Annotated in this window: 24 protein-coding genes; 12 read left to right on the top strand and 12 right to left on the bottom strand. The window is 71.5% G+C overall.

The genetic code is table 11. The annotated features are described in order from the left end of the window. The 6 genes from G7Z13_RS10090 to G7Z13_RS10115 all read right to left on the bottom strand — a co-directional run bounded on the left by G7Z13_RS10090 (window position 1) and on the right by G7Z13_RS10115 (window position 4460). Entirely contained in the window at window positions 1-738 is a 738-nt protein-coding gene (locus tag G7Z13_RS10090) for a Tellurium resistance (RefSeq protein ID WP_165997970.1), read from the bottom strand. A gap of 117 nt (window positions 739-855) precedes the next feature. Beyond that, window positions 856-1998, bottom strand: coding sequence for a DUF475 domain-containing protein (locus tag G7Z13_RS10095; RefSeq protein ID WP_165997972.1), 1143 nt, complete (start codon window positions 1996-1998; stop codon window positions 856-858). 58 nt (window positions 1999-2056) lie between these two features. Next, window positions 2057-2632, bottom strand: coding sequence for a TerD family protein (locus G7Z13_RS10100; RefSeq protein ID WP_165997974.1), 576 nt, complete (start codon window positions 2630-2632; stop codon window positions 2057-2059). Window positions 2633-2743: 111 nt separating this feature from the next. Then, window positions 2744-3319: a TerD family protein gene (locus G7Z13_RS10105; protein ID WP_165997975.1), complete on the bottom strand. Its 576-nt coding sequence runs from the start codon at window positions 3317-3319 to the stop codon at window positions 2744-2746. A 114-nt stretch (window positions 3320-3433) separates the two neighbouring features. After that, entirely contained in the window at window positions 3434-3892 is a 459-nt protein-coding gene (locus tag G7Z13_RS10110; protein ID WP_165997977.1) for a peroxiredoxin, read from the bottom strand. A 130-nt stretch (window positions 3893-4022) separates the two neighbouring features. Beyond that, window positions 4023-4460, bottom strand: a complete 438-nt coding sequence (locus G7Z13_RS10115) for a DUF3052 domain-containing protein (protein WP_206313039.1) — start codon at window positions 4458-4460, stop codon at window positions 4023-4025. Between the two features lie 369 nt (window positions 4461-4829). On the opposite strand from G7Z13_RS10115, the gene aceE reads away from it, so the two are divergent. Next, entirely contained in the window at window positions 4830-7577 is a 2748-nt protein-coding gene (gene aceE / locus G7Z13_RS10120) for a pyruvate dehydrogenase (acetyl-transferring), homodimeric type (RefSeq protein ID WP_165997980.1), read from the top strand. A gap of 72 nt (window positions 7578-7649) precedes the next feature. Continuing rightward, window positions 7650-8378: a potassium channel family protein gene (locus G7Z13_RS10125; RefSeq protein ID WP_165997983.1), complete on the top strand. Its 729-nt coding sequence runs from the start codon at window positions 7650-7652 to the stop codon at window positions 8376-8378. A 408-nt stretch (window positions 8379-8786) separates the two neighbouring features. Here the strand turns inward: G7Z13_RS10125 and G7Z13_RS10130 are convergent, their stop codons facing one another. Further along, window positions 8787-10409, bottom strand: coding sequence for an MFS transporter (locus tag G7Z13_RS10130; protein ID WP_165997984.1), 1623 nt, complete (start codon window positions 10407-10409; stop codon window positions 8787-8789). 110 nt (window positions 10410-10519) lie between these two features. On the opposite strand from G7Z13_RS10130, the gene G7Z13_RS10135 reads away from it, so the two are divergent. The 3 genes from G7Z13_RS10135 (at window position 10520) to G7Z13_RS10145 (ending at window position 13458) form a co-directional block, all read left to right on the top strand. After that, a complete protein-coding gene (locus G7Z13_RS10135) occupies window positions 10520-11161 on the top strand; it encodes a TetR family transcriptional regulator (RefSeq protein ID WP_165997986.1) in 642 nt (213 codons plus the stop codon). Between the two features lie 157 nt (window positions 11162-11318). Then, a complete protein-coding gene (locus G7Z13_RS10140) occupies window positions 11319-12536 on the top strand; it encodes an alpha/beta hydrolase (RefSeq protein ID WP_165997988.1) in 1218 nt (405 codons plus the stop codon). A 58-nt stretch (window positions 12537-12594) separates the two neighbouring features. Then, window positions 12595-13458 carry a DUF4429 domain-containing protein gene (locus G7Z13_RS10145; RefSeq protein ID WP_165997990.1) on the top strand — a complete coding sequence of 288 codons (864 nt, stop codon included), beginning with the start codon at window positions 12595-12597 and terminating at the stop codon, window positions 13456-13458. Between the two features lie 24 nt (window positions 13459-13482). Here the strand turns inward: G7Z13_RS10145 and G7Z13_RS10150 are convergent, their stop codons facing one another. Together G7Z13_RS10150 and G7Z13_RS10155 are read right to left on the bottom strand one after the other, a co-directional pair. Beyond that, complete coding sequence (locus G7Z13_RS10150) at window positions 13483-14496, bottom strand: aldo/keto reductase (protein ID WP_165997993.1); 1014 nt, start codon at window positions 14494-14496, stop codon at window positions 13483-13485. Beyond that, window positions 14493-14954, bottom strand: coding sequence for a MerR family transcriptional regulator (locus G7Z13_RS10155; protein WP_165997995.1), 462 nt, complete (start codon window positions 14952-14954; stop codon window positions 14493-14495). Before G7Z13_RS10155 ends, G7Z13_RS10150 begins: the two co-directional genes overlap by 4 nt. A gap of 96 nt (window positions 14955-15050) precedes the next feature. On the opposite strand from G7Z13_RS10155, the gene G7Z13_RS10160 reads away from it, so the two are divergent. Further along, window positions 15051-15872 (top strand): serine hydrolase domain-containing protein, encoded by an 822-nt coding sequence (locus tag G7Z13_RS10160; RefSeq protein WP_165997997.1) that lies wholly within the window; start codon window positions 15051-15053, stop codon window positions 15870-15872. A gap of 28 nt (window positions 15873-15900) precedes the next feature. On the opposite strand, the gene G7Z13_RS10165 is transcribed toward G7Z13_RS10160, so the two are convergent. Further along, complete coding sequence (locus G7Z13_RS10165; RefSeq protein WP_166004824.1) at window positions 15901-16548, bottom strand: pirin family protein; 648 nt, start codon at window positions 16546-16548, stop codon at window positions 15901-15903. Between the two features lie 74 nt (window positions 16549-16622). On the opposite strand from G7Z13_RS10165, the gene fasR reads away from it, so the two are divergent. The 5 genes from fasR to fabF all read left to right on the top strand — a co-directional run bounded on the left by fasR (window position 16623) and on the right by fabF (window position 21553). Then, complete coding sequence (fasR, locus tag G7Z13_RS10170) at window positions 16623-17825, top strand: fatty acid biosynthesis transcriptional regulator FasR (protein WP_165997999.1); 1203 nt, start codon at window positions 16623-16625, stop codon at window positions 17823-17825. Between the two features lie 89 nt (window positions 17826-17914). Continuing rightward, window positions 17915-18853, top strand: coding sequence for an ACP S-malonyltransferase (locus tag G7Z13_RS10175; protein ID WP_165998001.1), 939 nt, complete (start codon window positions 17915-17917; stop codon window positions 18851-18853). A gap of 22 nt (window positions 18854-18875) precedes the next feature. Next, complete coding sequence (locus tag G7Z13_RS10180) at window positions 18876-19877, top strand: ketoacyl-ACP synthase III (RefSeq protein WP_165998003.1); 1002 nt, start codon at window positions 18876-18878, stop codon at window positions 19875-19877. 78 nt (window positions 19878-19955) lie between these two features. After that, window positions 19956-20204: an acyl carrier protein gene (locus G7Z13_RS10185; RefSeq protein ID WP_029384719.1), complete on the top strand. Its 249-nt coding sequence runs from the start codon at window positions 19956-19958 to the stop codon at window positions 20202-20204. A gap of 77 nt (window positions 20205-20281) precedes the next feature. Continuing rightward, complete coding sequence (gene fabF / locus G7Z13_RS10190) at window positions 20282-21553, top strand: beta-ketoacyl-ACP synthase II (protein WP_165998005.1); 1272 nt, start codon at window positions 20282-20284, stop codon at window positions 21551-21553. Window positions 21554-21698: 145 nt separating this feature from the next. On the opposite strand, the gene G7Z13_RS10195 is transcribed toward fabF, so the two are convergent. Further along, window positions 21699-22193: a DUF3145 domain-containing protein gene (locus G7Z13_RS10195; RefSeq protein WP_086168131.1), complete on the bottom strand. Its 495-nt coding sequence runs from the start codon at window positions 22191-22193 to the stop codon at window positions 21699-21701. A 265-nt stretch (window positions 22194-22458) separates the two neighbouring features. On the opposite strand from G7Z13_RS10195, the gene G7Z13_RS10200 reads away from it, so the two are divergent. Continuing rightward, complete coding sequence (locus G7Z13_RS10200; protein WP_240926166.1) at window positions 22459-23367, top strand: SGNH/GDSL hydrolase family protein; 909 nt, start codon at window positions 22459-22461, stop codon at window positions 23365-23367. Between the two features lie 118 nt (window positions 23368-23485). On the opposite strand, the gene G7Z13_RS10205 is transcribed toward G7Z13_RS10200, so the two are convergent. After that, window positions 23486-25912: a glycoside hydrolase family 3 C-terminal domain-containing protein gene (locus G7Z13_RS10205; RefSeq protein ID WP_165998009.1), complete on the bottom strand. Its 2427-nt coding sequence runs from the start codon at window positions 25910-25912 to the stop codon at window positions 23486-23488. Window positions 25913-25939: the final 27 nt, after the last annotated feature.

Raw genomic sequence — 25939 nt, forward strand, 5'->3', positions numbered from 1 at the left:
TCACCGCTCGGCCTTGGTCTTGTGCCCCCGCCCCCACTGCAGCCCCCACCCGTAGAGCCGGTCCAGCTCGGCCTGGAACCCGTACACGAACTTCACTTCCCGCCGGACGATCATCTCGCCCTTCACGTTCTCGATCGTCACCACCGCGCAGGACCGGGCCTGCGGCTGCCTTTCGTCCAGCTGGATCTCCACCCGCGGCCCGCTGGTCGGGTACAGCGTGACCACCGCCTGCGTCCGGTCGAACGCGGGCGTCTGGTCGTAGATGTAGACGAACACCAGCAGCCGCTTGATCGCCTCGCGGTGGTCGAGGTTGACGTACAGCGTCTCCCCGGACCCGGACCCGAACCGGTCGTCGCCGGTGAGCTTCACGTACGGCGGCGCGTTGACGTCCCCGAAGTAGCCGCCGAGCGGCTGCACCACGCCCTTGGTCCCGTCCTGCAGCTCGTACAGGCACCCCAGGTCCAGGTCGACGTTGACCATGCTCTGGGTGTGCCCCATCACCTCCGGCGGCCGCAGCGCCTTGAGGGGATGGCGCAGCAGGCTCTCCCGCTGCGGTCCCCCGATGTCCGAGCTGCGCATCCGCCAGGCCAGGTTGATCCGCAGGTGCCCGGTGGCCGCGCCCTGCTTGGTCAGCGACACCTGGCCGTGCCGCTTGGTCAGCTCGATCGCGTTCGTGGCCGCGTTGCCCGAGTCGAACTCGACCGTCCGCCCACGCCGGAACCCGTCCAGCAAGCCCATTCCCGCCCCCTGTAAACCCTGGATACCACCGGTCGCACACGACGACGGGGCGGCCGCCCAGGACACGTACGTCCTCGACGACCGCCCCGCTCAGAGCGTTCCTCACCCGCGCGGGCGTCACACCCCGGACGACACCTCGGTCTTGCCCGAGGAGTCAGCTTTTCCCTCGGCCGCCGCGAGCGCCTTGTTGCGGCGGACGGAGGACCAGAAGGAGGCGGCGATCAGGACGACGCCGATGCCGCCGGTGATCAGCTCGGAGATCTCGTACTGGATGGTGACCAGCAGGATGATCGCGAGGGCGCCGATGGCGTAGTGGGCGCCGTGCTCCAGGTAGACGTAGTCGTCGAGGGTGCCCTGGCGGACCAGGTACACGGTCAGCGACCGGACGTACATGGCGCCGATGCCGAGGCCGAGGGCCATCATCACGATGTCGTTGGTGATGGCGAAGGCGCCGATGACACCGTCGAAGGAGAAGGAGGCGTCCAGGACCTCGAGGTAGAGGAACATGAAGAACGCGGCGCGGCCGACGAGGACGATCGCCGGGCGCTGCTTGCCGCTGCGCTCGGCCTCTTCCTCCATCTCGTGCTCGCGCTCCTCCTCTTCCTCCAGCTTGTCCTCGAAGTAGCCGGAGAGACCACCGACGATCATGTACGTGATCAGGCCGGCGACGCCGGAGAGCAGCACCGTCTCCGCCTTGTCGGCGGGCCCGGCGTGCAGGTGGGCGTGGGTGGCGAAGGTCATCGACGTGATCAGCAGGACGATCAGCGCGACGCAGACCGACAGCATGTCGACCTTGCCGAGCTTGGCCAGCGGGCGCTCCAGCCAGCCGAGCCACTTGATGTCCCGGTCCTCGAAGATGAAGTCCAGGAAGATCATCAGCAGGAACATGCCGCCGAAGGCGGCGATCGCCGGGTGGGCGTCGGTGACCAGTTCCTGGTAGCGGTCCTTGTCGGTGAGCGCGAGGTCGACGGCCTCGATCGGCCCGAGCTGGGCGCTGATGGCGACGATGACGACGGGGAAGACCAGCCGCATGCCGAAGACGGCGATCAGGATGCCGATCGTCAGGAAGATCTTCTGCCAGAACGGGCTCATCTTCTTGAGGATTCCGGCGTTGACCACCGCGTTGTCGAAGGACAGCGAGATCTCGAGGATGGAAAGGATCGCCACGACGCCGAAGGCGGTCCACCCCCCGTAGAAGACCGCTGCGACGAGGCCGAGCGCGGTGACCGCGAACGACCAGCCGAACGTTTTCAGAACCACTGGCTACCCAATCCCTTGTGTACGGGGTGTACGGGTCTCCCCCGCGCCGCACCCGGCTTTACGAAACGTTGACTCCGAAGTCTAGGGCGATGCCCCGCAAGCCCGACGCGTACCCCTGACCTACGGCCCGGAACTTCCATTCTCCCCGGTGGCGGTAGACCTCGCCAAAGATCATGGCGGTCTCGGTGGAGGCGTCCTCACTGAGGTCGTACCGGGCCAGCTCGACGCCGTCGGCCTGGTTGACGACGCGGATGAAGGCGTTGCTGACCTGGCCGAAGGTCTGGCCGCGCTCGTCGGCCAGATGGATCGAGACGGGGAAGACGATCTTGTCGCACTGCGGGGGCACCTTGGACAGGTCGACCAGGATCGACTCGTCGTCGCCGTCGCCCTCGCCGGTGAGGTTGTCGCCGGTGTGCTCCACCGAGCCGTCGGGGCTCTTGAGCTGGTTGTAGAAGACGAACCACTCGTCGCCCATGACGCGGCCGCCGCTGCACACCAGGGCGCTGGCGTCGAGGTCGAAGGGCGCTCCGGTGGTGGAGCGCGCGTCCCAGCCGAGTCCGATCATCACCTGCGTGAGGTTCGGCGCGGCTTTGGACAGGGAGACGTTGCCCCCCTTGGCGAGCGTGACGCCCATGATGCTGGTCCCTCCCCGAGGCGATGCTTCACTGGCTGTCCTGCGCGTCCGGCGCCGCACGTAAACCGTGCGACGCCGGACGGTGACCTTCCAGACGGCTGGGCCGCTCGCTCAGACGTTCACGCCGAAGTCCTGCGCGATGCCGCGCAGACCCGAGGCGTAGCCCTGGCCGATGGCGCGGAACTTCCACTCGGCGCCGTGCCGGTACAGCTCGCCGAAGACCATGGCGGTCTCGGTGGAGGCGTCCTCACTGAGGTCGTACCGGGCGATCTCGGCGCCGCCGGCCTGGTTCACCACGCGGATGAAGGCGTTGCGGACCTGGCCGAAGGACTGCTGGCGGTTCTCGGCGTCGTAGATCGACACCGGGAAAACGATCTTGTCGACCTCGGCCGGGACAGCGGCGAGGTTGACCTTGATCTGCTCGTCGTCGCCCTCGCCCTCACCGGTGAGGTTGTCACCGGTGTGCTCCACCGAGCCGTCGGGGCTCTTGAGGTTGTTGAAGAAGACGAAGTGCCCGTCGCTGATGACCTTGCCGGCGTTGTTCAGCAGCAGTGCGCTGGCGTCGAGGTCGAAGTCCGTGCCGGTCGTGGTGCGCACGTCCCACCCCAGACCGACGATGACCGCGGTCAGGCCCGGGGCCTCCTTGGTCAGCGATACGTTGCCGCCCTTGCTGAGGCTGACTCCCACGAGTCCCTCCATTGGTGTCCTGGGGCGGGGAGCCCCGTCGTGCGTTGCTAACGGATCAAACGAGTCGATCCTAGTGACGGGTTCCCGTGCCCCGCAGGCCCTGTGGACGAAGAATCAGAGGGTGTCGAGGGCCTTGACGTACTCGTTCAGGTCACGGGCGTCCGGCAGGCCGTTGACGACCGTCCAGCGGACCACGCCCTCCTTGTCGATGACGAAGGTGCCGCGCACCGCGCAGCCCTTGTCCTCGTCGAAGACGCCGTAGGCGCGGGAGACCTCGCCGTGCGGCCAGAAGTCGCTCAGCAGCGGGTACTCCAGGGACTCCTGCTCGGCGAAGACGCGCAGGGTGTGGATGGAGTCGTTGGAGACGGCGAGCACCTGGGTGTCGCGGTCGGCGAACCGCGGCAGGTTGTCGCGCACCTCGCACAGCTCGCCGGTGCACACGCCGGTGAAGGCGAACGGGTAGAAGAGCAGCACCACGTTCTTCTCGCCGCGGAAGTCCGACAGCTTCACGGTCCGGCCGTGGTTGTCCTTCAGCTCGAAGTCGGGCGCCTTGTCGCCGACCTGGATCGCCATCGTCGTGTCATCCCTTCGGTGGGCCGTTCGGACGATGACACCTTACGCAGCGGCCCGCACAAGACGACGGACGGGCTGAGCGAACTCAGCCCGTCCGTGCTCGGCTGTTCTCAGCGGACGACCGGAACGGTCACCGCTTCGACTTGGCGGCCTTCGGCGTGGCCAGGCGGCTCCCGCTCCAGTCCTTGCCCACGCTGACGCTCTTGGACGCCGTCAGACCGGCGGTCGTCGCGGCTTCCGAGATGTCGCTCGGCTCCACGTACCCCGCACGGCCGGTCTTCGGCGTGAGGAGCAGAATCGCGCCGCCTTCCTCGATGTACGTGGTGGCATCCACCAGCGCATCCGTCAGGTCGCCGTCGTCGTCACGGAACCAGAGCACAACGGCGTCGGCCACGTCGTCGTATTCCTCGTCCATCAGGTCGCCCTCGATGGCTTCCTCGATGGCCTCGCGAAGGTCCTGGTCGACGTCGTCGTCGTAGCCGATCTCCTGGACCACCTGCCCGGGCTGGAACCCCAGCCTGGCGGCAGGGTTCGTCCGCTCCTCCGCGTGGTCCGCGGTCGCGCTCACGGGTTGCCTCCTGATCATGTCTTGGGAATATCTCAGCCACGCGCGTGCGCGAAGCATTGGCCGTAGTCCACACGGGCGGGGCGGATCGCGCAAGTACCCGGCGGTTCAGACCGCCGAAACGGTGACGATCCCGGCCGTGTCGCCGCAACTTCAGGCACGTGCGCCAAGGCCAAGGTGACACACACCACACCTATCTGCCCTGTTTGTGCGTTTGGGAACCATCCATGGGTACGACATTCGAACCTATGGCGGTTACTTCTCGGTAGAGGTGACGTTCGGCGCAGTGAGGTACACGATGGGGGAACGGCGCAAGCCAGTGGAACAAGGCTTCGAACAGCTCACCCAGCCCTCTGACAGGTAAGGACCAGCGTGGCTTCCGGATCCGATCGCAATCCGATCATCATTGGCGGCCTTCCGAGTCAGGTTCCTGACTTCGACCCCGAGGAGACGCGGGAGTGGCTCGACTCCCTCGACGCCGCCATCGACGAGCGGGGCCGTGAGCGCGCCCGCTACCTGATGCTGCGGCTGATCGAGCGGGCCCGCGAGAAGCGCGTGGCCGTGCCCGAGATGCGCAGCACGGACTACGTCAACACCATCGCGACCAAGGACGAGCCGTTCTTCCCGGGCAACGAGGAGATCGAGCGCAGGATCCTCAACGCCACCCGCTGGAACGCCGCCGTGATGGTCTCGCGCGCCCAGCGCCCCGGCATCGGCGTCGGCGGCCACATCGCCACCTTCGCCTCCTCGGCGTCCCTGTACGACGTGGGCTTCAACCACTTCTTCCGGGGCAAGGACGAGGGCGACGGCGGCGACCAGGTCTTCTTCCAGGGCCACGCCTCGCCGGGCATCTACGCCCGCGCGTTCCTGCTGGACCGGCTGAGCGAGCGGCACCTGGACGGCTTCCGCCAGGAGAAGTCGAAGGCGCCGTACGGGCTGTCCTCGTACCCGCACCCGCGGCTGATGCCGGACTTCTGGGAGTTCCCGACCGTGTCGATGGGCCTCGGCCCGATCGGCGCGATCTACCAGGCCCGGATGAACCGCTACCTGCACGCGCGCGGCATCGCGGACACCTCGAAGTCCCATGTGTGGGCGTTCCTCGGCGACGGCGAGATGGACGAGCCGGAGTCGCTGGGCCAGCTGACCATCGCCGCCCGCGAGGGCCTGGACAACCTGACCTTCGTGGTCAACTGCAACCTGCAGCGCCTCGACGGCCCGGTGCGCGGCAACGGCAAGATCATCCAGGAGCTGGAGTCGGTCTTCCGGGGCGCCGGCTGGAACGTGATCAAGCTGGTCTGGGACCGCAGCTGGGACCCGCTGCTCGCGCAGGACCGCGACGGCGTGCTCGTCAACAAGATGAACACGACCCCGGACGGCCAGTTCCAGACCTACGCCACGGAGTCCGGCGCCTACATCCGCGAGCACTTCTTCGGCGACGACCACCGGCTGCGCGCGATGGTCGCGCACATGAGCGACGACCAGATCCTGCACCTGGGGCGCGGCGGCCACGACCACCGCAAGATCTACGCGGCGTACGCGGCGGCCCGCGCGCACAAGGGCCAGCCGACGGTGATCCTGGCCAAGACGATCAAGGGCTGGACGCTGGGCCCGAACTTCGAGGGCCGCAACGCCACCCACCAGATGAAGAAGCTGACGGTCGACGACCTCAAGCGGTTCCGGGACCGGCTGCACCTGCCGATCCCCGACAAGGAGCTGGAGGGCGGGCTCCCGCCGTACTACCACCCGGGGCGGGACTCCGAGGAGATCCAGTACATGCACGACCGGCGCAAGTCGCTGGGCGGGTACGTGCCGACCCGGGTCGTGCGTTCCAAGCCGCTCACCCTGCCGGGCGACCAGGCGTACGCGACCGTGAAGAAGGGCTCCGGTCAGCAGTCCATCGCGACGACCATGGCGTTCGTCCGGCTGCTGAAGGACCTCATGCGGGACAAGGAGATCGGCAAGCGGTTCGTGCTGATCGCGCCGGACGAGTACCGCACCTTCGGCATGGACTCGTTCTTCCCGAGCGCGAAGATCTACAACCCGCTCGGCCAGCAGTACGAGGCGGTCGACCGCGATCTGCTGCTCGCGTACAAGGAGTCGCCGACCGGCCAGATGCTGCACGACGGCATCTCGGAGGCGGGCTGCACGGCCTCGCTGATCGCGGCGGGCTCGTCGTACGCCACCCACGGCGAGCCGCTGATCCCGGTGTACGTCTTCTACTCGATGTTCGGTTTCCAGCGCACCGGCGACCAGTTCTGGCAGATGTCCGACCAGCTGGCGCGCGGTTTCGTGCTGGGCGCGACCGCCGGGCGCACGACCCTGACGGGTGAGGGGCTTCAGCACGCGGATGGCCACTCCCAGCTGCTCGCCTCCACCAACCCGGGCTGTGTGGCGTACGACCCCGCCTTCGGGTTCGAGATCGCGCACATCGTCAAGGACGGGCTGCGCCGGATGTACGGCGCCAGTGAGGAGCACCCGCACGGCGAGGACGTCTTCTACTACCTGACCGTCTACAACGAGCCGATCCAGCACCCGGCCGAGCCGGAGAACGTCGACGTCGAGGGCATCCTCAAGGGCGTCCACCGGTTCAGCGAGGGCACGGCCGGCCGGATCCCGGCGCAGATCATCGCCTCCGGCGTGGCCGTGCCGTGGGCGGTCGAGGCGCAGAAGATCCTCGCCGAGGAGTGGGACGTACGGGCCGACGTGTGGTCCGCGACCTCCTGGAACGAGCTGCGGCGGGACGCGGTCGCGTGCGAGGAGCACAATCTGCTGCACCCGGAGGAGGAGCAGCGGGTGCCGTACGTGACGCGGAAGCTGTCCGGGGCGGAGGGGCCGTTCGTGGCCGTCTCCGACTGGATGCGGTCGGTCCCGGACCAGATCGCCCGCTGGGTGCCGGGGACGTACCAGTCGCTCGGCGCCGACGGCTTCGGCTTCGCCGACACCCGGGGCGCGGCACGGCGGTTCTTCCACATCGACGCGCAGTCGATCGTGGTGGCGGTCCTCGCCGAGCTGGCGAAGGAGGGGAAGGTCGACCGGTCGGTGCTGAAGCAGGCCGTGGACCGGTACCGGCTGCTGGACGTGTCGGCTGCGGACCCCGGCGTCGCGGGCGGCGACGCGTAGCACGGGCCGGGCCGGAAGGGGCGGCGGACCTGCGGGTCCGCCGCCCCTTGCGCGTTCCCTACGATGCCCGGCATGAGGGAAGAGTCCGCGCGGATCCGGTGGGAAGAGCGCACCCAGAAACCGCTGATGGCGCTGGCCGTGGCCTTCGCCGTCGCCTATGCCGTGCCCATCGTGCACAGTACGGCGAGCGAGCCGGTCACGTTCGCCTGCGCGGTCGTCGAGTGGACGGTGTGGGGCGCGTTCGCCGCCGACTACCTGGTGCGGTTGGCGCTTGCCGGGCGGCGCGTGGAGTTCGTCCGGCGGCACTGGATCGACCTGTGCGCGGTGCTGCTGCCGATGATCCAGCCGCTGCGGCTGCTGCGGCTGGTGTCGACGCTGCTGCTGGTGGGGCAGCGGGCGCGGATGGCCTCGCAGATCCGGCTGACGACGTATGTCGCCGGGGCAGTGGTGGGCCTGCTGATGTTCGGGTCGCTGGCCGTGCTGTCCGTGGAGCGCGAGGCGCCGGACGGGAACATCCGGACACTGGGTGACGCGGTGTGGTGGTCGTTCACGACGATGACGACCGTGGGGTACGGGGACCACGCGCCGACCACCGGGGTGGGGCGGTTGCTGGCGGTGGGGCTGATGCTGTCCGGGATCGCGCTGCTGGGTCTGGTGACCGCGAACATCGCCGCGTGGTTCATCTCGCGGTTCGAGAGCGACGACGCGGAGGAGCGGCGGCAGACGGAGGCGATCGCCGCGCTGACGCAGGAGGTGCGGGCGCTGCGGGCGGAGGTGGCCGCCCTGCGGGAGTCCAGGTGAGGGCCCCGCGCCGCGGGCGTCCTGCCGCGCCGGTCAGGCGGGAGTTCGGCGATGGCGGGCCTGCGCGGTCCTGCCCGGTCCGTGGCCTCATCCGGTCGCGTGAGCGGGGGTACCCGCGCGGTCCGTGTCCGGACAGCCCGCCATCGACAAGTCCCTGAACCGCTCGGTTCCTCGGGTTTCCGATGAGGGGCGGGTACCCCCGTCGCGCTTCTCCATCCTGCCTGCCGGCGCGCCACCCCCCTCCAGCGGCGCGCCGCAGCCCAGGTCGCCCTGCTCGCGTGGAACGTGCCGACGGAACATGCCGTACGGAGGGCTTGACCCACTGTGACCTGCGGCGCGCTCGGCTGGGGAGGGATCTTGAGCGTTGTCACCCTGATAGGGGAAACGACGCCTGGGGCGGATGTGCCGTCAGATGTGCGCCGCGCCCGCTCCGGCCTGCGCGTTCTCGCCGCGCTTGGTGAGGAAGGCGACGAACACCGCCACGACGGCGACGCCCGCGGCGACCAGCGACGCCAGGGACATGCCGGAGATGAAGGTGTCGTGCGCGACGTCGGTGATCTTCGCGGCGATCTCCGGCGGGGTGCCCGGCGGGACCGGGGCCGCACCGGCCTGGATGGCCTCGGAGGCCTGCGCCGCCTGCTCCGGGCTCAGCGGCGGAAGGCCCGCGTCGGCCCAGTTGCCGGCGAGGTCGCTGTCGACCTTGGAGACCATCACCGCACCCAGCACGGCCGTGCCGAGGCTGCCGCCGATCTGCATCGCCGCCTGCTGGAGACCGCCCGCGACGCCCGACAGCTCCATCGGGGCGTTGCCCACGATGACCTCGGTGGCGCCGACCATGACCGGCGCGAGACCCAGGCCGAGCAGGGCGAACCACAGGGACATCACCCCGCTGCCGGTGTCCTCCTTCAGCGTGGACATGCCCCACATGGCGAGCGCGGTGACGGCCATGCCGCCGGCCAGCGGGATCCGCGGGCCGAGCTTGGTGATCATCGCGCCGGCCAGCGGGGAGCCGACGATCATCATGCCGGTGAGGGGCAGCAGGTGCAGGCCGGCGTCGACCGGGCCCATGCCGTGCACGTTCTGCAGGTAGAACGTCACGAAGAACAGGCCGCCCATGAAGGCGATGGCCATCAGGACCATCAGCACGACACCCGCGGACAGCGAGAGCGAGCGGAACAGGCCCAGGGGGATCAGCGGCTCCTTCACCTTCGTCTCCCAGAAGGTGAACAGCGCGAAGCCGACCAGGGAGGCGCCGAGGAAGGCCCACGTCCTGCCGTCGCCCCAGCCCCACTCGGACGGCGGGGCCTTGATGATGCCCCAGACCAGGCAGAACATCGCGCCGGACAGCAGCGCGATGCCCGGCAGGTCGAAGGAGCGCGGCGCGTTCTCGGCGCGGTGGTCGAGCAGGATCAGCGCGCCGAGGACGACGGCGAGGACGCCGACCGGCACGTTGATGAAGAACACCGACTGCCAGCTGACGTGCTCGACGAGCACACCGCCGAGGATCGGGCCGCCGGCGGTGGAGGCACCGATGACCATGCCCCAGATGCCGATCGCCATGTTCAGCTTCTCGGCCGGGAAGGTGGCCCGCAGCAGACCGAGCGCGGCCGGCATGAGCAGCGCGCCGAACAGGCCCTGGAGCACCCGGAAGGCGACCACCAGCGCGATGCTGCCGGACATGCCGATGAGCCCGGAGGCGACGGCGAAGCCGACGACGCCGATGAGGAAGGTCTGCCGGTGGCCGAAGCGGTCACCCAGCTTGCCCGCGGTGATCAGGGAGACGGCGAGGGCGAGGAAGTAGCCGTTGGTGATCCACTGGACGTCGGCGAAGCTCGCCTTCAGGTCGTCCTTGATCGCGGGGTTGGCGATGGCCACGATGGTGCCGTCGAGGGCCACCATCATGACCCCGACGGCGACGGTGATGAGGGTGAACCACGGGTGCCCGCGCAGCCCCTTGGCGGGTGCCGGACCGGACGGGGCTGACGCGCCGTCCCCCGGCCCCGTCGAGTCGATGGTGGTCTGACTAGTCATACTTTCGAGGCTAGTGACAGCCGCTGACAGTTGACAAACGATTTCAGGTTTCGGTAACTGACACGTCACCTGGGTACGGTCGGGGCCGGACAATGCGGAGAAGAGGTGCCATGAACGCGGCGACACCGCCCGGCCTGCGCGAGCGCAAGAAACAGCGCACCCGGGACGCGCTGATCCGCGCCGCCCTCGAACTGTTCACCACGCGCGGCTACGAGCAGACCACCGTCGACGAGATCGCCGCGGCCGTCGACGTCTCGCAGCGCACCTTCTTCCGCTACTTCGCGGGCAAGGAGGAGGCCGCCCTCGCCGCCCAGCAGCTGGCCATGGACCACTTCGTCCAGGCCCTGCGCGCCCGCCCCGCCCACGAGCCGCCGCTGGAGGCGATGCGCCGGGCCGTGCAGGAGGGCTGGGACACCCTGCACGAGATCGTCGAGGCCGTCGTGCCGATCGAGCTGTACCTGCGGATGTACCGGGTCATCGAGTCGACGCCGGTCCTGCTCGCCGCGTACCTGCGCAGCTCCGCCGAGGCCGAGGAGCGGATCGCGCGGCTGATCGCGCGGCGGGAGGGCCTGGACGTGGACGCCGATCCGCGCCCCCGGGTGGCGGTGGCCGTCTTCGGCGGGGTGATAAGGGTCACCGAGCGGCTGTGGAGCGCGGGGGACGACTTCAGCGTGGAGGCGCTGCGCGCGCTGACGGCGGCCTACCTCGATCAGGTCGGACCGGCGCTCGCGGATGACTGGCGCACGCCGTAGAGCCGCGGAAACGGGGGCCGCCGTCCCCGCGCAGCCGCGCCACGCCACCCCCGCGGGACGCGCAACCCATCCGTCTGCTCCGCGGCCGGGCACCCAAACGTGACGCCTGTCACACGGGTCACGCGAGACCCTCTCGTTCTCCTAGTGTGTCCTCCCAGTGACTTCCTTCGACACCTCCCCGCAACTCAACCTCTGGCGCGCGCTGCTCGCGCTGGCGGTGGTCTTCGTCATGCTGGCCACCACCGGCTGGACCGCGCTGAAGGGCCACCGGGAGACCACCCCGCTGCAGGCCTCCCTCACCGCCTGGGAGCGGGGGCGGATCGACGGACACCCGCTGCCGGACCCGGACTCCGGCCCCGACCGGCTGGCCCGCTTCTTCGCCTCGCTCACCGAGGCCCAGCGCACCCGCCTCGCCCACCGCTATCCGCTCGCGGTCGGCAACATGAACGGCGCCCCCGTCGACCTGCGCTACCGCGCCAACCGCGTCGCCCTCGCCCAGGCCGGGAAAGTGGAGCGGCGGCGCATGCGCGACAGCCGGCTCACCCCGGCCGGACAGCAGGAGGCCGGCCGCCGGATGCACCGCTTCGAGGCGCTGATGCGCGAGGAGCGGCACATCCTCGCCTTCGACCCCGAGGGTTCGGGCCGGATCGCCGAGGTCTTCGGCGACCTCACCCGGGCCGAGCGGATCTCCGTCGTCGTGCCCGGCGTCGACACCGACCTGCTCACCTTCCAGCGCACCCGCCGCGCCCACTCCGCACCGGTCGGCATGGCGAAGTCGCTGTACACCGCCGAACGCGCGGCGAGCCCCGGCACCCGCACCGCCGTGATCGCCTGGGCCGACTACACCGCCCCCAGCGGCATCGGCATGGACGCGGCCACCGCGCACCGCGCCGCGGACGGCGCCGTCCGGCTGACCGCGCTGGTGCGCGCGCTGCCCGGCGACGCGCCGGTCTCCCTGTTCTGCCACAGCTACGGCTCGGTGGTGTGCGGCGTCGCCGCGCCCGCGCTGCCGCGGCGGGTCGCCGACATAGCGGTGGCCGGCAGCCCCGGCATGCGGGTCGCGAAGGCGGCGCACCTGGGCACCTCCGCCCATGTGTGGGCCATGCGGGACGCCGACGACTGGATCCAGGACGTGCCGTATCTCGACCTCGGCGGCCTCGGGCACGGCGCGGACCCGATGTCCGCCGCCTTCGGCGCCCGGCTGCTGTCGGCGCGCGGCGCCCGCGGGCACGCCGGGTACTTCGAACCGGGCACAGAGAGCCTGGCGAACCTCGCCGAGATCGGGGTTGGCGCGTACCGCGCGGTGGAGTGCGCCGACGATCGGGGCATGTGCCGGGCGGGTTTGTCCGGTGCGTTCCCGGCCGGACGCGCGTAGAGGACGGAAGAACTGCGGTATGCGCAGGGAGGGGACGAAAGAGCGTGCGCCGCATACGATGAGCCGCATGGGTGACGTACTGGCCGGATTTCATGCCGCCTGGGAGTTCGAGTCCGACTCCGTGCTCATCCGTTACGAACGGGGGATTCGGACACCCAAGCTGTTCCAGGCGCTCGGTGAGCGCCGGGTGCCGCTGGCGGCGTTGCAGGGGGTCACGCTGACCCCCGGGAAGCGCGGGACCGTCGTGCTGCGCGCGGAGGTGCGGCCGGGCGCCGACCCCGTGCTGGAGGCGGCGGACGGGCAGCTGAAGGAGAACGGGGATCCGTACCGGCTGGTACTGCCGGCCGAGCAGGAGATGCTCGCCGAGTACTACGCCGACGAGCTGCGGGCACGGCTGACCGAGTCGGGACCGGCGGACCGGTTCCTCGTGGCCGCGCCCGGCGCCCCGCTGTCCTTCAAGGCGTACGACGGGAAGGCCTCCTTCGACGGGACGACCGTGCGGTTCCGGTGGTTCTGGACCGGGGCGTCGTCGGCGAAGTGGAAGGCCGGCGACCAGAGTTTCCCCGTCACGGAGCTGGGGGGCGTCGAGTGGCGCTCCCCCGAGCTGTTCGAGGGGTATCTGCGGCTGCTGCGGCGGGTCGGGTGCGGTCAGGACCAGCCCGCGCAGGCCGACCAGGATCCGGCGGCGGTGGTGTTCGGGCTGGGGTACGGGCCCGTGCACGAGTCGTTGCCGTTCGCGGCGGCGGTGCTGGCGGCGGTGCGGGCGCAGGGGCCGGTGCCCGCGGTGGCCGTGGCGCACCGGCGCCGCGACCCCGCGGACATCGCCGAGCGGATCCGGCACCTCGGGGAGCTGCATCAGGCCGGGCTGGTCACCGACGAGGAGTTCTGCGTGAAGAAGGCGGAGCTGCTCGCCGAGCTGTGAGCGGCCGCCGGGGGCCGGGCGGGTTCACTCCCGTCCCGCGGACGTGAACGCCATGTCCGCGTACCGGTCGCCCGCCACCAGGGAGGCGAGCGGTTCCAGGACGGCCAGGTCCTCTTCCGTGAGGGTGAGGCGGGCCGCCGCGGTGTTCTCGTCCACCCGGCCGGGCTTGCTGGTGCCCGGCAGGGGGATCACCGGGAGGCCGTGGACCGTCTGCCGGTGGTGGACCCAGGCCAGGGCGACCTGGCCGGGGGTGGCGTCGCGGCGGGCGGCGACCTCGCGGACCCGGTCCACGAGCACCGCGTTGGCCGCCGCGTTGTCGCCGGTGTAGCGGGGCTGCCGGCGGCGGAAGTCGTCGGGGGTGAGGTCCTCGGCGCGGGCGAAGGAGCCGGTGAGGAAGCCCCGGCCGAGCGGGGAGTAGGCGACCAGGGCGACGCCGAGCGCGGCGGCGGCCGGGGCGACGTTGCGTTCGATGTCGCGGCTGAACAGCGACCACTCCGACTGCACGGCGGCGATCGGGTGCACGGCGTGCGCGGCGCGCAGCTCGCCGGCCGTCACCTCGCTGAGGCCGAGGTGCTTGACCTTGCCCTCGCGGACCAGTTCGGCCATGGCGCCGACGGTCTCCTCGACGGGGACCCGCGGGTCGCGGCGGTGCATGTAGTAGAGGTCGATGACGTCGGTGCCGAGGCGCTGCAGGCTGGCCTCGACGGCCCGGCGCAGGTACGGCGGGTCGTTGCGGATGATGCGCCGGGCGGGGTCGTCCGGCGGTATCGACAGCCCGAACTTGGTGGCGATGACCAGCTCGTCGCGGTGCGCCCGCACGAAGGGGGCGAGGAAGCGTTCGTTGTCCCCGTCGCCGTAGGCGTCCGCCGTGTCGAACAGGGTGACGCCGCGTTCCAGGGCCCGTTCCAGCGTGGCCCGGGACTCCCCGGCGTCGGCCGGGCCGTAGGCGAAGCTCATGCCCATGCAGCCGAGGCCCTGTCCTCCCACCTCCGGGCCGTGCGCGCCGAGCCGGACGGTGGGGAGGGTGGTGGTGGTCATCGGGTCCTCTCGGAGTAAATGCCGATCTTGCGGTCGAGTACGGCGAGCGTGTCCTGCAGTTCGGTGATCCTCTTGAGGACGTCCCGGCGGGTCGCCTCCAGCAGTTCGCGCCGTTCGGGGTAGGTGTCGTCGCCCTGGCGCACCAGCTCGGCGTACCGGACCATGTCCGCGACCGGCATTCCGGTCAGCCGCAGCTTGCCGACCAGGTCCAGCCAGTCCAGGTCGCGGTTGGTGTAGCGGCGCTGGCCGGTGTGCGAGCGGTCGATGTGGGACATCAGGCCGATCCGTTCGTACCAGCGCAGGGTGTGGGCGCTCAGGCCGGTGAAGGCGGCGACCTCGCTGATCGTGTAGCGGTCCTGGCCGTCCGGGCGGGGGTGCCGGGGTGGCGCGGCGGAGCAGATGTCGGTCGTGCTGGGCTGGTCGTCGGTGGCCGCGGGCATGGTCTGCATCACCGTCATGGCCACCACGCTATGACCTTGGAGTGCACTCCAGGCAAGGACAAGCCCGCCGGACCCGTCGACGGGAGCACAGCGGTGAGCGCTTAGGCTCGACGCATGTCGCTGAACAGCCTCGCGTTGATCGAGAACTGGCCTGTTCCCGCCGCCGCCGCGGGTGTCGTACGGGCCGACGGCACGGTCCTCGGGATCCACGGGCCGGTGGACCGGCCCTTCCCGCTGGCCTCGGTGACCAAGCCGCTGGCCGCGTACGCGGTGCTGGTCGCCTACGAGGAGGGCGCGATCGAGCTGGACGAGCCGGCCGGGCCGCGGGGCTCGACGGTGCGTCATCTGCTGGCGCACACCTCGGGGCTGGCCTTCGACGAGCACCGTTCGACGGGGACGCCCGGCGAGCGGCGGCTGTACTCGAACGCCGGGTTCGAGGTGCTGGGCGATCATGTGGCGAAGGCCACGGACATCCCGTTCGCCGAGTATCTGCGGCAGGCGGTGCTGGAGCCGCTGGGGATGACGTCGACCTCGCTGGAGGGGTCCCCCGCGAAGGACGGGGTGTCGAGCGTGGCGGACCTGCTGCGGTTCGCCGCGGAGGTGCAGGCGCCGCGGCTGCTGGATCCGCGGACGGTGGCCGAGGCGATGAGCGTGCAGTACCCGGGGACCAAGGGGGTGCTGCCGGGGTACGGGCACCAGAACCCCAACGACTGGGGGCTCGGCTTCGAGATCCGGGACGGGAAGTCGCCGCACTGGACCGGGTCGTCGTCCTCGCCGCGGACGTTCGGTCACTTCGGGCAGTCCGGGACGTTCCTGTGGATCGACCCGGACGCGGGCGTGGCCTGCGTCGCCCTGGCCGAACGCGCCTTCGGGCCCTGGGCGGTCGAGGCGTGGCCGCCCTTTACGGACGCGGTGCTGGCCGAGGTGCGCGGCTGAGCCGGCGGGAGCGGTGACCGCGTGCGGGTTACGCGGTCATCTCCCAGAGCAGGACGTCCGTCGCCGTCCGCGCCCGCGCCTCCACGGCCTGCGTCCCGGTGATCCTCGCCGAGTCGCCGGGACCCAGTGTCCGCGTGTCCAGGCGCAGGTCGCCCCGGACGACGTGGAGGTAGCGGAGGGGCGCGTCCGGCAGGGCGGCCCGCTCGCCCGGTGTGAGCCTGAGCACATGGAGGGTGGCGCCGGCGGCGGGCACCGGGTACGGGGTGGTGAGCGCCCGGGTGACCGTGTAGGCGGGGGTGCCGCCGGGGGTCAGGGGGGTCAGCCACATCTGGAGGAAGGTGAGCGGGGTGTCGCCGTCGTTGCGTTCGACGTGGCGGACGCCGGCCGCGGCGCTCAGGTGCTGAACGTCTCCGGGGCGTACGACGCTCTCGCGGCCCGTGGAGTCGCGATGGGTCAGCTCCCCCTCGACGACCCAGGTGACGATCTCGGTGTGGCTGTGCGGGTGCTCGTCGAAGCCGGCGCCGGGGGCGAGCCGCTCCTCGTTGCAGGCGATCAGCGCGCCGAAGCGCAGGTTGTCGGGGTCGTAGTGCGAGCCGAAGGAGAAGGCGTGCCGGGATACGATCCCCGACTCCGGGTCCCCTCCGGCAGAGCGCTCGCCGGCGCGCCGTATGTCCATCACGCATCCCACCGTAGACGTCCATGACGACCCGGCGGCGCATGCTCCCGTTCCGATAAGGCAGTCTTGTCCCCGTGCCCGAACCCGAATCCAGCAGCCCCGTAGCCGCACGCCGCGCCCATCCGCACGACGCGACCCTGAAGCGGCTGGAGAAGTCCTCCGGATCCCTCGCCGCGCAGGCCATCGCGCGCATGGACGAGACCCTGCCGTGGTACCGGGCCATGCCACCGGAGAACCGTTCCTGGATCGGGCTGGTCGCGCAGGCGGGTATCGCGGCGTTCACGGAGTGGTTCCGGCGCCCGGACGCCCCGCAGGCGATCTCCACCGACGTCTTCGGGACCGCGCCGCGCGAGCTGACCCGGGCGATCACGCTGCGGCAGACCGTGGAGATGGTGCGCACCACCATCGAGGTCATGGAGTCGGCCATCGACGAGGTCGCGGCGCCCGGCGACGAGTCGGTGCTGCGCGAGGCGCTGCTGGTGTACGCGCGGGAGATCGCCTTCGCCACCGCGCAGGTCTACGCCCAGGCCGCCGAGGCACGCGGTGCCTGGGACGCCCGCCTGGAGTCGCTGGTGGTGAACGCGGTCCTGAGCGGGGAGGCCGACGAGGGGGCGGTCTCGCGGGCCGCCGCGCTGGGCTGGAACTCGCCGGAGCACGTCTGCGTGGTGCTGGGCACGGCACCCGACGGCGACTCCGAGCTGACCGTGGAGGCGATCCGGCGGGCGGCCCGGCACGCCAAGCTGCAGGTGCTCACCGGGGTCCTCGGGGACCGGCTGGTCGTCATCGCCGGCGGCAGCGACAACCCGCTGGCGGTCGCGAAGTCGCTGATCGGGCCGTTCGCGGCGGGGCCCGTGGTGGCGGGTCCGATCGTGCCGGACCTGCTGGCCGCGACCCGGTCCGCGCAGGCCGCCGCGGCCGGACTGAAGGCGTGTTCCGCCTGGCAGGACGCCCCGCGGCCGGTGCTGGCGGACGATCTGCTGCCGGAGCGCGCGATCGCCGGAGACCCGGGCGCCCGCGAGCAGTTGGTGGAGGAGATCTACAGACCGCTGGAGGAGGCCGGGTCCGCGCTCCTGGAGACGCTGAGTGTGTATCTGGAGCAGGCGAGCAGTCTGGAGGGGGCCGCCCGGATGCTCTTCGTTCACCCGAACACCGTCCGCTACCGGCTCCGACGTGTGACTGACGTCACCGGCTGGTCCCCTTCCGATGTACGCTCCGCCTTCACACTGCGGATCGCGCTCATCCTGGGGCGTCTGGCCGACGGGGATGCCCAGCCCTAGGCTTTTGTGCGGGGTCCACAAAACCCCTTGCTGTTCTTCGTCCTTGTCCCCACGGGCGGCCGTGCCCGTCCCCAAGAGAGAGTGTGAGAGTGCTCGTACTCGTCGCTCCCGGCCAGGGCGCTCAGACGCCCGGCTTCCTGACCCCCTGGCTCGACCTGCCCGGTGCCGCCGAACGCGTCGCCGCCTGGTCGGAGGCCATCGGACTGGACCTCGCCCACTACGGCACGAAGGCCGGCGCGGAGGAGATCCGCGACACCGCCGTCGCCCAGCCGCTGCTGGTCGCCGCCGGCATTCTGTCGGCCACGGCACTCGGTGACATCCGGCCGGGTGCGGTCGCGGGCCACAGCGTCGGTGAGATCACCGCCGCCGCCCTCTCCGGCGTCCTCGACGACACCGCCGCGCTGACCCTCGTGCGCAAGCGCGGGCTGGCCATGGCGGAGGCCGCCGCGATCACCGCGACCGGCATGTCGGCGCTGCTCGGCGGCGACCCCGAGGTGAGCGTCGCCCACCTGGAGAAGCTGGGCCTGACCCCGGCGAACGTCAACGGCGCCGGCCAGATCGTCGCCGCGGGCACGCTGGAGCAGCTGGCCGCGCTGAACGAGGACAAGCCCGAGGGCGTCCGCAAGATCGTTCCGCTGCAGGTGGCCGGCGCGTTCCACACCCACCACATGGCCCCCGCGGTCGACAAGCTGGCCGAGGCCGCCCGCGCGCTGACGCCCGCCGACCCGGCGGTGCCGTACGTCTCCAACAAGGACGGGCAGACCGTCGCCACCGGTGACGAGGTCGTCTCCCGGCTGGTCGGCCAGGTCGCCAACCCGGTCCGCTGGGACCTGTGCATGGAGACCTTCAAGGCCATGGGCGTCACCGCCCTGCTGGAGGTCTGCCCCGGCGGCACCCTCACCGGTCTCGCCAAGCGCGCCCTGCCCGGTGTGCGGACGCTGGCCCTGAAGACCCCCGACGACCTCGACGCGGCCCGTGAGCTGATCGCGGCCGCCACCGAAGCTGCCGCCGACGCGGCGGGCGCCTGAGCCCGAAGGAGCCGACCGACCCATGTCGAAGATCAAGCCCGCGAAGGGCGCCCCGTACGCCCGCATCCTGGGCGTGGGCGGCTACCGGCCCACCCGCGTGGTGCCCAACGAGGTGATCCTCGAGACGATCGACTCGTCGGACGAGTGGATCCGTTCGCGGTCCGGCATCCAGACCCGTCACTGGGCGAACGACGAGGAGACCGTCGCCGCGATGTCGCTGGAGGCGTCCGGCAAGGCCATCGCGGACGCCGGGATCACCGCCGGGCAGATCGGCGCGGTGATCGTCTCCACCGTCACGCACTTCAAGCAAACCCCGGCCGTCGCCACCGAGATCGCCGACAAGCTCGGCACGAACAAGGCCGCCGCCTTCGACATCTCGGCGGGCTGCGCCGGCTTCGGATACGGCCTCACCCTCGCCAAGGGCATGATCGTCGAGGGTTCCGCCGAGTACGTCCTGGTGATCGGCGTGGAGCGGCTGAGCGACCTCACCGACCTGGAGGACCGCGCGACGGCCTTCCTGTTCGGTGACGGCGCCGGCGCCGTCGTCGTCGGCCCCTCGGACGAGCCGGCCATCGGCCCCACCATCTGGGGCTCCGAGGGCGACAAGGCCGAGACCATCAAGCAGACCGTGCCGTGGACGGACTACCGCACGGGCGACGTCGAGCGGTTCCCCGCGATCACGCAGGAGGGCCAGGCGGTGTTCCGCTGGGCCGTCTTCGAGATGGCGAAGGTCGCCCAGCAGGCGCTGGACGCGGCCGGCATCACCGCCGACGACCTGGACGTCTTCATCCCGCACCAGGCCAACGAGCGGATCATCGACTCGATGGTGAAGACCCTCAAGCTGCCGGAGACCGTCACGGTCGCCCGCGACGTGCGCACCACCGGCAACACCTCGGCCGCCTCGATCCCGCTCGCGATGGAGCGGCTTCTGGCGACCGGCGAGGCGAAGAGCGGCGACACCGCGCTCGTCATCGGATTCGGGGCGGGTCTCGTCTACGCCGCGTCGGTCGTTACCCTCCCCTAGGCACTCCGTGCCGGATCGTGCCGATCCGTCACGGACGCCACCGCCACACCCTCTGGAAAACAACGAAGGAGCGCCAACATGGCCGCCACTCAGGAAGAGATCGTCGCCGGTCTCGCCGAAATCGTGAACGAGATCGCCGGCATCCCGGTTGAGGACGTCCAGCTGGACAAGTCCTTCACCGACGACCTGGACGTCGACTCGCTGTCCATGGTCGAGGTCGTCGTCGCCGCCGAGGAGCGCTTCGACGTCAAGATCCCCGACGAGGACGTCAAGAACCTCAAGACCGTCGGCGACGCGACCGAGTACATCCTCAAGCACCAGGCCTGATCCTCGATCAGGCTGCTGCCTGCCCCGCCACCCGGCGGTGGCGCCGCTGAATCCACCGATCTGGAGAAAGAATTCCCGTGAGCCCGACCAATCGCACCGTGGTCGTCACCGGTATCGGCGCAACCACACCGCTGGGTGGCGACGCAGCCTCCACCTGGGAGGGCCTGGTCGCCGGGCGCTCCGGCGTCAAGCCCCTCGAACAGGACTGGGCCGCCGAGCAGGCGGTCCGGATCGCCGCGTCCGTGGCCGTGGAGCCCTCCGAGGTCATCCCGCGGCCGCAGGCCCGCCGGCTGGACCGGTCCGCGCAGTTCGCGCTGGTCGCCGCCCAGGAGGCGTGGGCCGACGCGGGCTTCACCGGCAAGGCCGGTGAGGACGGCTCGGTCGACCCCGACCGGCTGGGCGCGGTCATCGCCTCCGGCATCGGTGGTGTGACGACCCTGCTGGACCAGTACGACGTGCTGAAGGAGAAGGGCGTCCGCCGCGTCTCCCCGCACACCGTCCCCATGCTCATGCCGAACAGCCCGTCGGCGAACGTCGGTCTGGCCGTGAACGCCCGCGCGGGTGTGCACACGCCGGTCTCCGCGTGCGCGTCCGGCGCCGAGGCCATCGGCTACGCCATCGAGATGATCCGCACCGGCCGCGCGGACGTGGTCGTCGCCGGCGGTACGGAGGCGGCCATCCACCCCCTGCCGATCGCCGCGTTCGGCAACATGATGGCGATGTCCAAGAACAACGACGACCCGCAGGGCGCGTCCCGGCCGTACGACGTCGCGCGGGACGGCTTCGTCCTCGGCGAGGGCGCCGGTGTGATCGTCCTGGAGTCCGCCGAGCACGCCGCCAAGCGCGGGGCGCGGGTGTACGCCGAGGCGGTCGGGCAGGGCATCTCCGCCGACAGCCACGACATCGTGCAGCCGGAGCCGGAGGGCCGCGGCATCGCGCACGCGCTGCAGAACCTGCTGGAGCGCACCGACCTGGACCCGGCGGAGATCGTGCACGTCAACGCGCACGCGACGTCGACGCCCGCCGGTGACGTGGCCGAACTGAAGGCGCTGCGGAAGGTGTTCGGTGACGAGGCGGACCACTTCGCGGTGTCCGCGACGAAGTCGATGACCGGGCATCTGCTGGGTGGTGCGGGCGGTGTCGAGTCCGTCGCCACGATCCTGGCGCTGTACCACCGGGTGGCGCCGCCCACCATCAACATCGAGAACCTCGACCCGGAGGCGGAGGCGAACGCGGACATCGTCCGCGGGGAGGCGCGGAAGCTGCCCGTCGAGGGCCGTATCGCCGCCCTCAACGACTCGTTCGGGTTCGGCGGGCACAACGTGGTGCTGGCGTTCCGGACGGTGTGACTGTCGTCGGTCGTGAGGAGCGGCCCGTCCCCTTCGGGGGGCGGGCCGTTCGCCGTTCCGTCGACGGTGCGTTGCCGGGTGCGGACCGTGGGGCTTCTCGCGCGGTTCCCCGCGCCCCTTGGGTGGGTTCTCCCGACCGTGTGGTCTACACGACCTGGTGGAGCCAGCGGACCGGGGCGCCCTCGCCCGCGTATCTGAAGGGCTCCAGTTCGTCGTCCCAGGGCTTGCCCAGCAGCTTGGCGATCTCCGCTTCCAGGTCGGTCTCGCCGCGCTGGGAGCGCAGCAGGGCGGCGCGCAGGCGGTCCTCGGGGATCAGGATGTCGCCGTGGATGCCGGTGACGGCGTGGAAGATGCCGAGGTCGGGAGTGCAGCTGTAGCGCTCGCCCTCGGCGGTGGGGCAGGGTTCCGCGGTGACCTCGAAGCGCAGCAAGTGCCAGCCGCGCAGCGCGGAGGCCAGCTTGGAGGCCGTGCCCGCCTCGCCCTGCCAGGAGAACTCCGAGCGCCAGGTACCGGGGGCGGCGGGCTGCCGGATCCAGTCGAGGTTGACGCGCGTGCCGAGCACCCCGGCGACGGCCCACTCGACGTGCGGGCACAGCGCGCGCGGCGCGGAGTGCACGTACAGAACTCCACGTGTCGTCACCGGTACCTCCGGGCTGAGCGGGACTGGGGGCGGACGGGCGGGCGGCGGTGGCCCTGCAGGCCACGTTGATGGCGAGGCTACCGTGCGACGGCGCAAGGAGTGTGACGTACCGTCGGTCCCGGTACCGGGAAACCTCCGCCATTCACCCGGCAGGACGCCTGTGCGGGTGTGACCCGTTCCATGGGATGCGCCGGGAACCCTGGGACGCTGTCATGGGTTGAGGAACATGACACGACATCACGGGTGACAAGGGATGGACCAGGGCATGCGGAAGCCGCGCGACCGTCGCCGCCGTGCGCGGGCGGTCCTGGCGGGGATGACGGCGGCCGCCGTGCTGGGGGTCACCGGGTGTGACGTCGTGGGCGGTGACGCGCCGAGTCCGTCGGGCAGCGCCGCCCGCCGCGCGTCGCCCACGCCGACCCCGGACTGGGACACCACCCCGCGGTCGGTCGCCGCGGTCGGCGACTCCATCACCCGCGGCTTCGACGCCTGCACGGTCCTGTCGGACTGCCCCGAGATGTCGTGGGCGACCGGCACCAGTCCCGAGGTCGACAGTCTGGCCGTGCGGCTGCTGGGGCGGTCGCGGGCGGCCTCGCACAGCTGGAACTACGCGGTGACCGGGGCGCGGATGGCGGATCTGCCCGGGCAGATGGCGCGGGCGGCGGCGCGCCGGCCGGAGCTGGTGACGGTGATGGCGGGCGCGAACGACGCCTGCCGGGCCTCGGCGGACGCGATGACGCCGGTCGCCGACTTCCGCGCGGACTTCACGGAGGCCCTGCGCACCCTGCGCCGCGGCGCGCCCAAGGCGCAGGTGTACGTGGCGAGCGTGCCCAATCTGCTGCGGCTGTGGCAGCAGGGGCGGACCAGCGCGCTCGGCCTGCAGGTGTGGAAGCTGGGGATCTGCCCGTCGATGCTGGGTGACGCCGAGGCGCTGGACGCGGCGGCGCGGCTGCGGCGGTCGACGGTGCACGAGCGGGTGGAGGCGTACAACCGGGTGCTGCGCGAGGTGTGCGCGCGGGACCGGTACTGCCGCTCCGACGGCGGCGCGGTGTTCGCCAACCGGTTCGGGGTGGCGCAGCTGAGCCAGTGGGACTGGTTCCATCCGAGTGTGGACGGCCAGGCGCGGCTCGCGGAGATCGCCTATCGCACGGTGACGGCCCGCAAGGCCCCTTAGGAGGCGGCGGCGCCGGCCGGGCGGGCGCGGGCGGCGGATCGGGGGCTGACGGGACGAGCCCCGGTCCGGTGTCAGGTGCCGGACCGGGGCTGCTCGGCAGGACGAGTCGTCCCAGGGTTCAGACGGTAACCGGCACGGTGATCCTGCGGTCGGCGATCGAGCGTCCCGCCTGGATCTCGTACGAACCCTTCACAAACGACCACGAGTTGCTCGTCTCGTCCCAGATTTCGAACGCCCGGCGGGGGAGGTCGACGCGGGCCTCGGCGGTCTCGCCGGGGGCCGCCTCGACGCCCGCGAATCCGGCGAGCCAGCGCGCCGGGCGCTCGGCGTCGGGCGCGGCGGGGGCCAGGTAGACCTGGACGACCTCGCGGCCGGGGCGCGCGCCGGTGTTGCGGACGCGGACCGTGACGGTGCTGCCGTGGACTTCGGCGGACTCGTAGGCCCAGGTGGTGTAGCCGAGGCCGTGGCCGAAGGGGTACGCGGGGGTGCGGCCCGCCTTCTGCCAGGCGCGGTAGCCGATGAAGACGCCCTCGTCGTAACGGAGTTCGCCGTTCTCCGGGGTGACCCGGGTGACCGGGGCGTCGGCGAGGGCGCCCCAGGTGGTGGGGAGGCGTCCGCCGGGTTCACGGGCTCCGGTGAGCACGTCCGCGAGGGCGGCGCCGCCCTCCTGGCCCGGGAACCAGGTCAGCAGCACGGCGGCGACCTCGTCGCGCCACGGCAGCTCCACCGGGGAGCCCGCGTTGACGACGACCACGGTGTCGGGGTTGGCGGCGGCGACCGCGCGGACCAGGTCGTCCTGGCGGCCGGGCAGCCGCAGGTCGGTGCGGTCGAAGCCCTCGGACTCGACGTGTTCGGTGGTGGCGACCACGACGACAGCCGTGTCGGCGGCGCGGGCGGCGCGCACCGCCTCGACGATCAGCTCGTCGGGGTCGCGCCCCGGCTCCTGGTGGGCGAGGGAGAAGGCGACGGCCTTGACGCGGACGCCGGCGGGCGGGTCGACGAGGTGGGTGAGGGAGACCGGCACCGGCTGCCCGGCGGTGAGGGCGACCCGGGCGCGCGGCTCGGGGGCGGCGAAGACCGCCTCGAACGGGTCGTCCTCGGCGGGGCGCTGGACGTCGTCGTAGTACGTGGTGCCGTCGACGGCGAGGGTGAAGCGGCCCGTGCCCTGGACGCCGAAGGTATGGGTGCCGGTCTCGCGGGGGGTGAAGGTGCCGGTCAGCTCGACGGAGTGCAGGGCGTCGTGCGTGACGCCGGCGGGGAGGTCGTCGCCCAGCCACTGGATCCGGCCGTTGGAGGTGGTGGCGGTGGCGATGAGGGCGCCGTGCGCGTCGCGGCAGTCGGCGCGCAGCTCGAAGCCCTGTCCCGCGACGGCGAGTCGGGTGCTGGGGTCGGCGCCGACGGTGTAGGTGAGGGTGCCTTCGGGGAGGGCGGCGGTGAGGCCGTCGAGCGGGGAGACGGTGCGGGCGGGGAAGACCGTGGCGGAGCCGCCGCCGAGGACGCGGGCGTCGCGGGCGGCGGCGCCGGTGAGGGCGATGGTGCGGCCGGGCCTCAGCGGCAGGGTGTCGCGCTCGTTGCGGACCAGGACGAAGGAGCGGCGGGCGATCTCGCGAGCCAGGGCGGCGCCGTCCACGTCGGCGGGCGGCTCGGTGACGGCGGGCTCGGCGCCGTCGAGGAGGCCGACGCGGGCGGCCAGGCGCAGGACGTTGCGGACGGCGTCGTCGACCGCGGCCTCCCGGACCCGGCCGGCGCGGACGGCCTCGGCGAGGGCGGGGCCGTAGACGGTGTCCGGGCCCGGCATGGCGATGTCGAGGCCGCCGTGCAGGGCGGCGGCGGTGTCGCGGGCGGCGGTCCAGTCGGAGACGTTGACGCCGTCGAAGCCCCACTCGCCGCGCAGCACCTCGTTCACGAGGTACCGGTGCTCGGTCATGGTGGTGCCGTTGACCGAGTTGTAGGCGGTCATGACGCCCCAGGGGCGGGCGCTGCCGACGATCGCCTCGAAGGGGGCCAGGTACAGCTCGCGCAGGGCGCGGGCGGGGATCACGTTGTTCACGGTGAAGCGGTCGGTTTCGGCGTCGTTGGCGACGAAGTGCTTCACGGTGGTGCCGACGCCGCCGGACTGGACGCCCGTCACATAGGCGGCGCCGATCCGGCCGGTGAGGTACGGGTCCTCGCTGTAGGCCTCGAAGTGGCGGCCGCCGAGCGGGGAGCGGTGCAGGTTGACGGTGGGGGCGAGCAGCACGTGGACGCCCTTGCGGCGGGCCTCCTGGGCGAGCAGGACGCCGGCGCGGCGGGCCAGGTCCGGGTCCCAGGCGGCGGCGAGGGCGGTGGGCGAGGGCAGGGCGACGGAGGGGTCGTCGGCGCTCCAGCGCACGCCGCGCACCCCGACCGGCCCGTCCGACATCACCAGGGAGCCGAGGCCGATCGCGGGCAGCGCGGGCAGGGTCCAGGCGTCCTGGCCGGCCAGCAGGCGGGTCTTGGTGTCCAGGTCGAGCCGGGCGAGGGCCGCCTCGACGGCCGCCTCCTGGGGTGCCGGGGTGCTGGCCATGGCGGTGCCTCCTCGTCGGGCCGGTGC

This window comes from Streptomyces sp. JB150 (assembly GCF_011193355.1).
Taxonomy (GTDB): Bacteria; Actinomycetota; Actinomycetes; order Streptomycetales; family Streptomycetaceae; genus Streptomyces.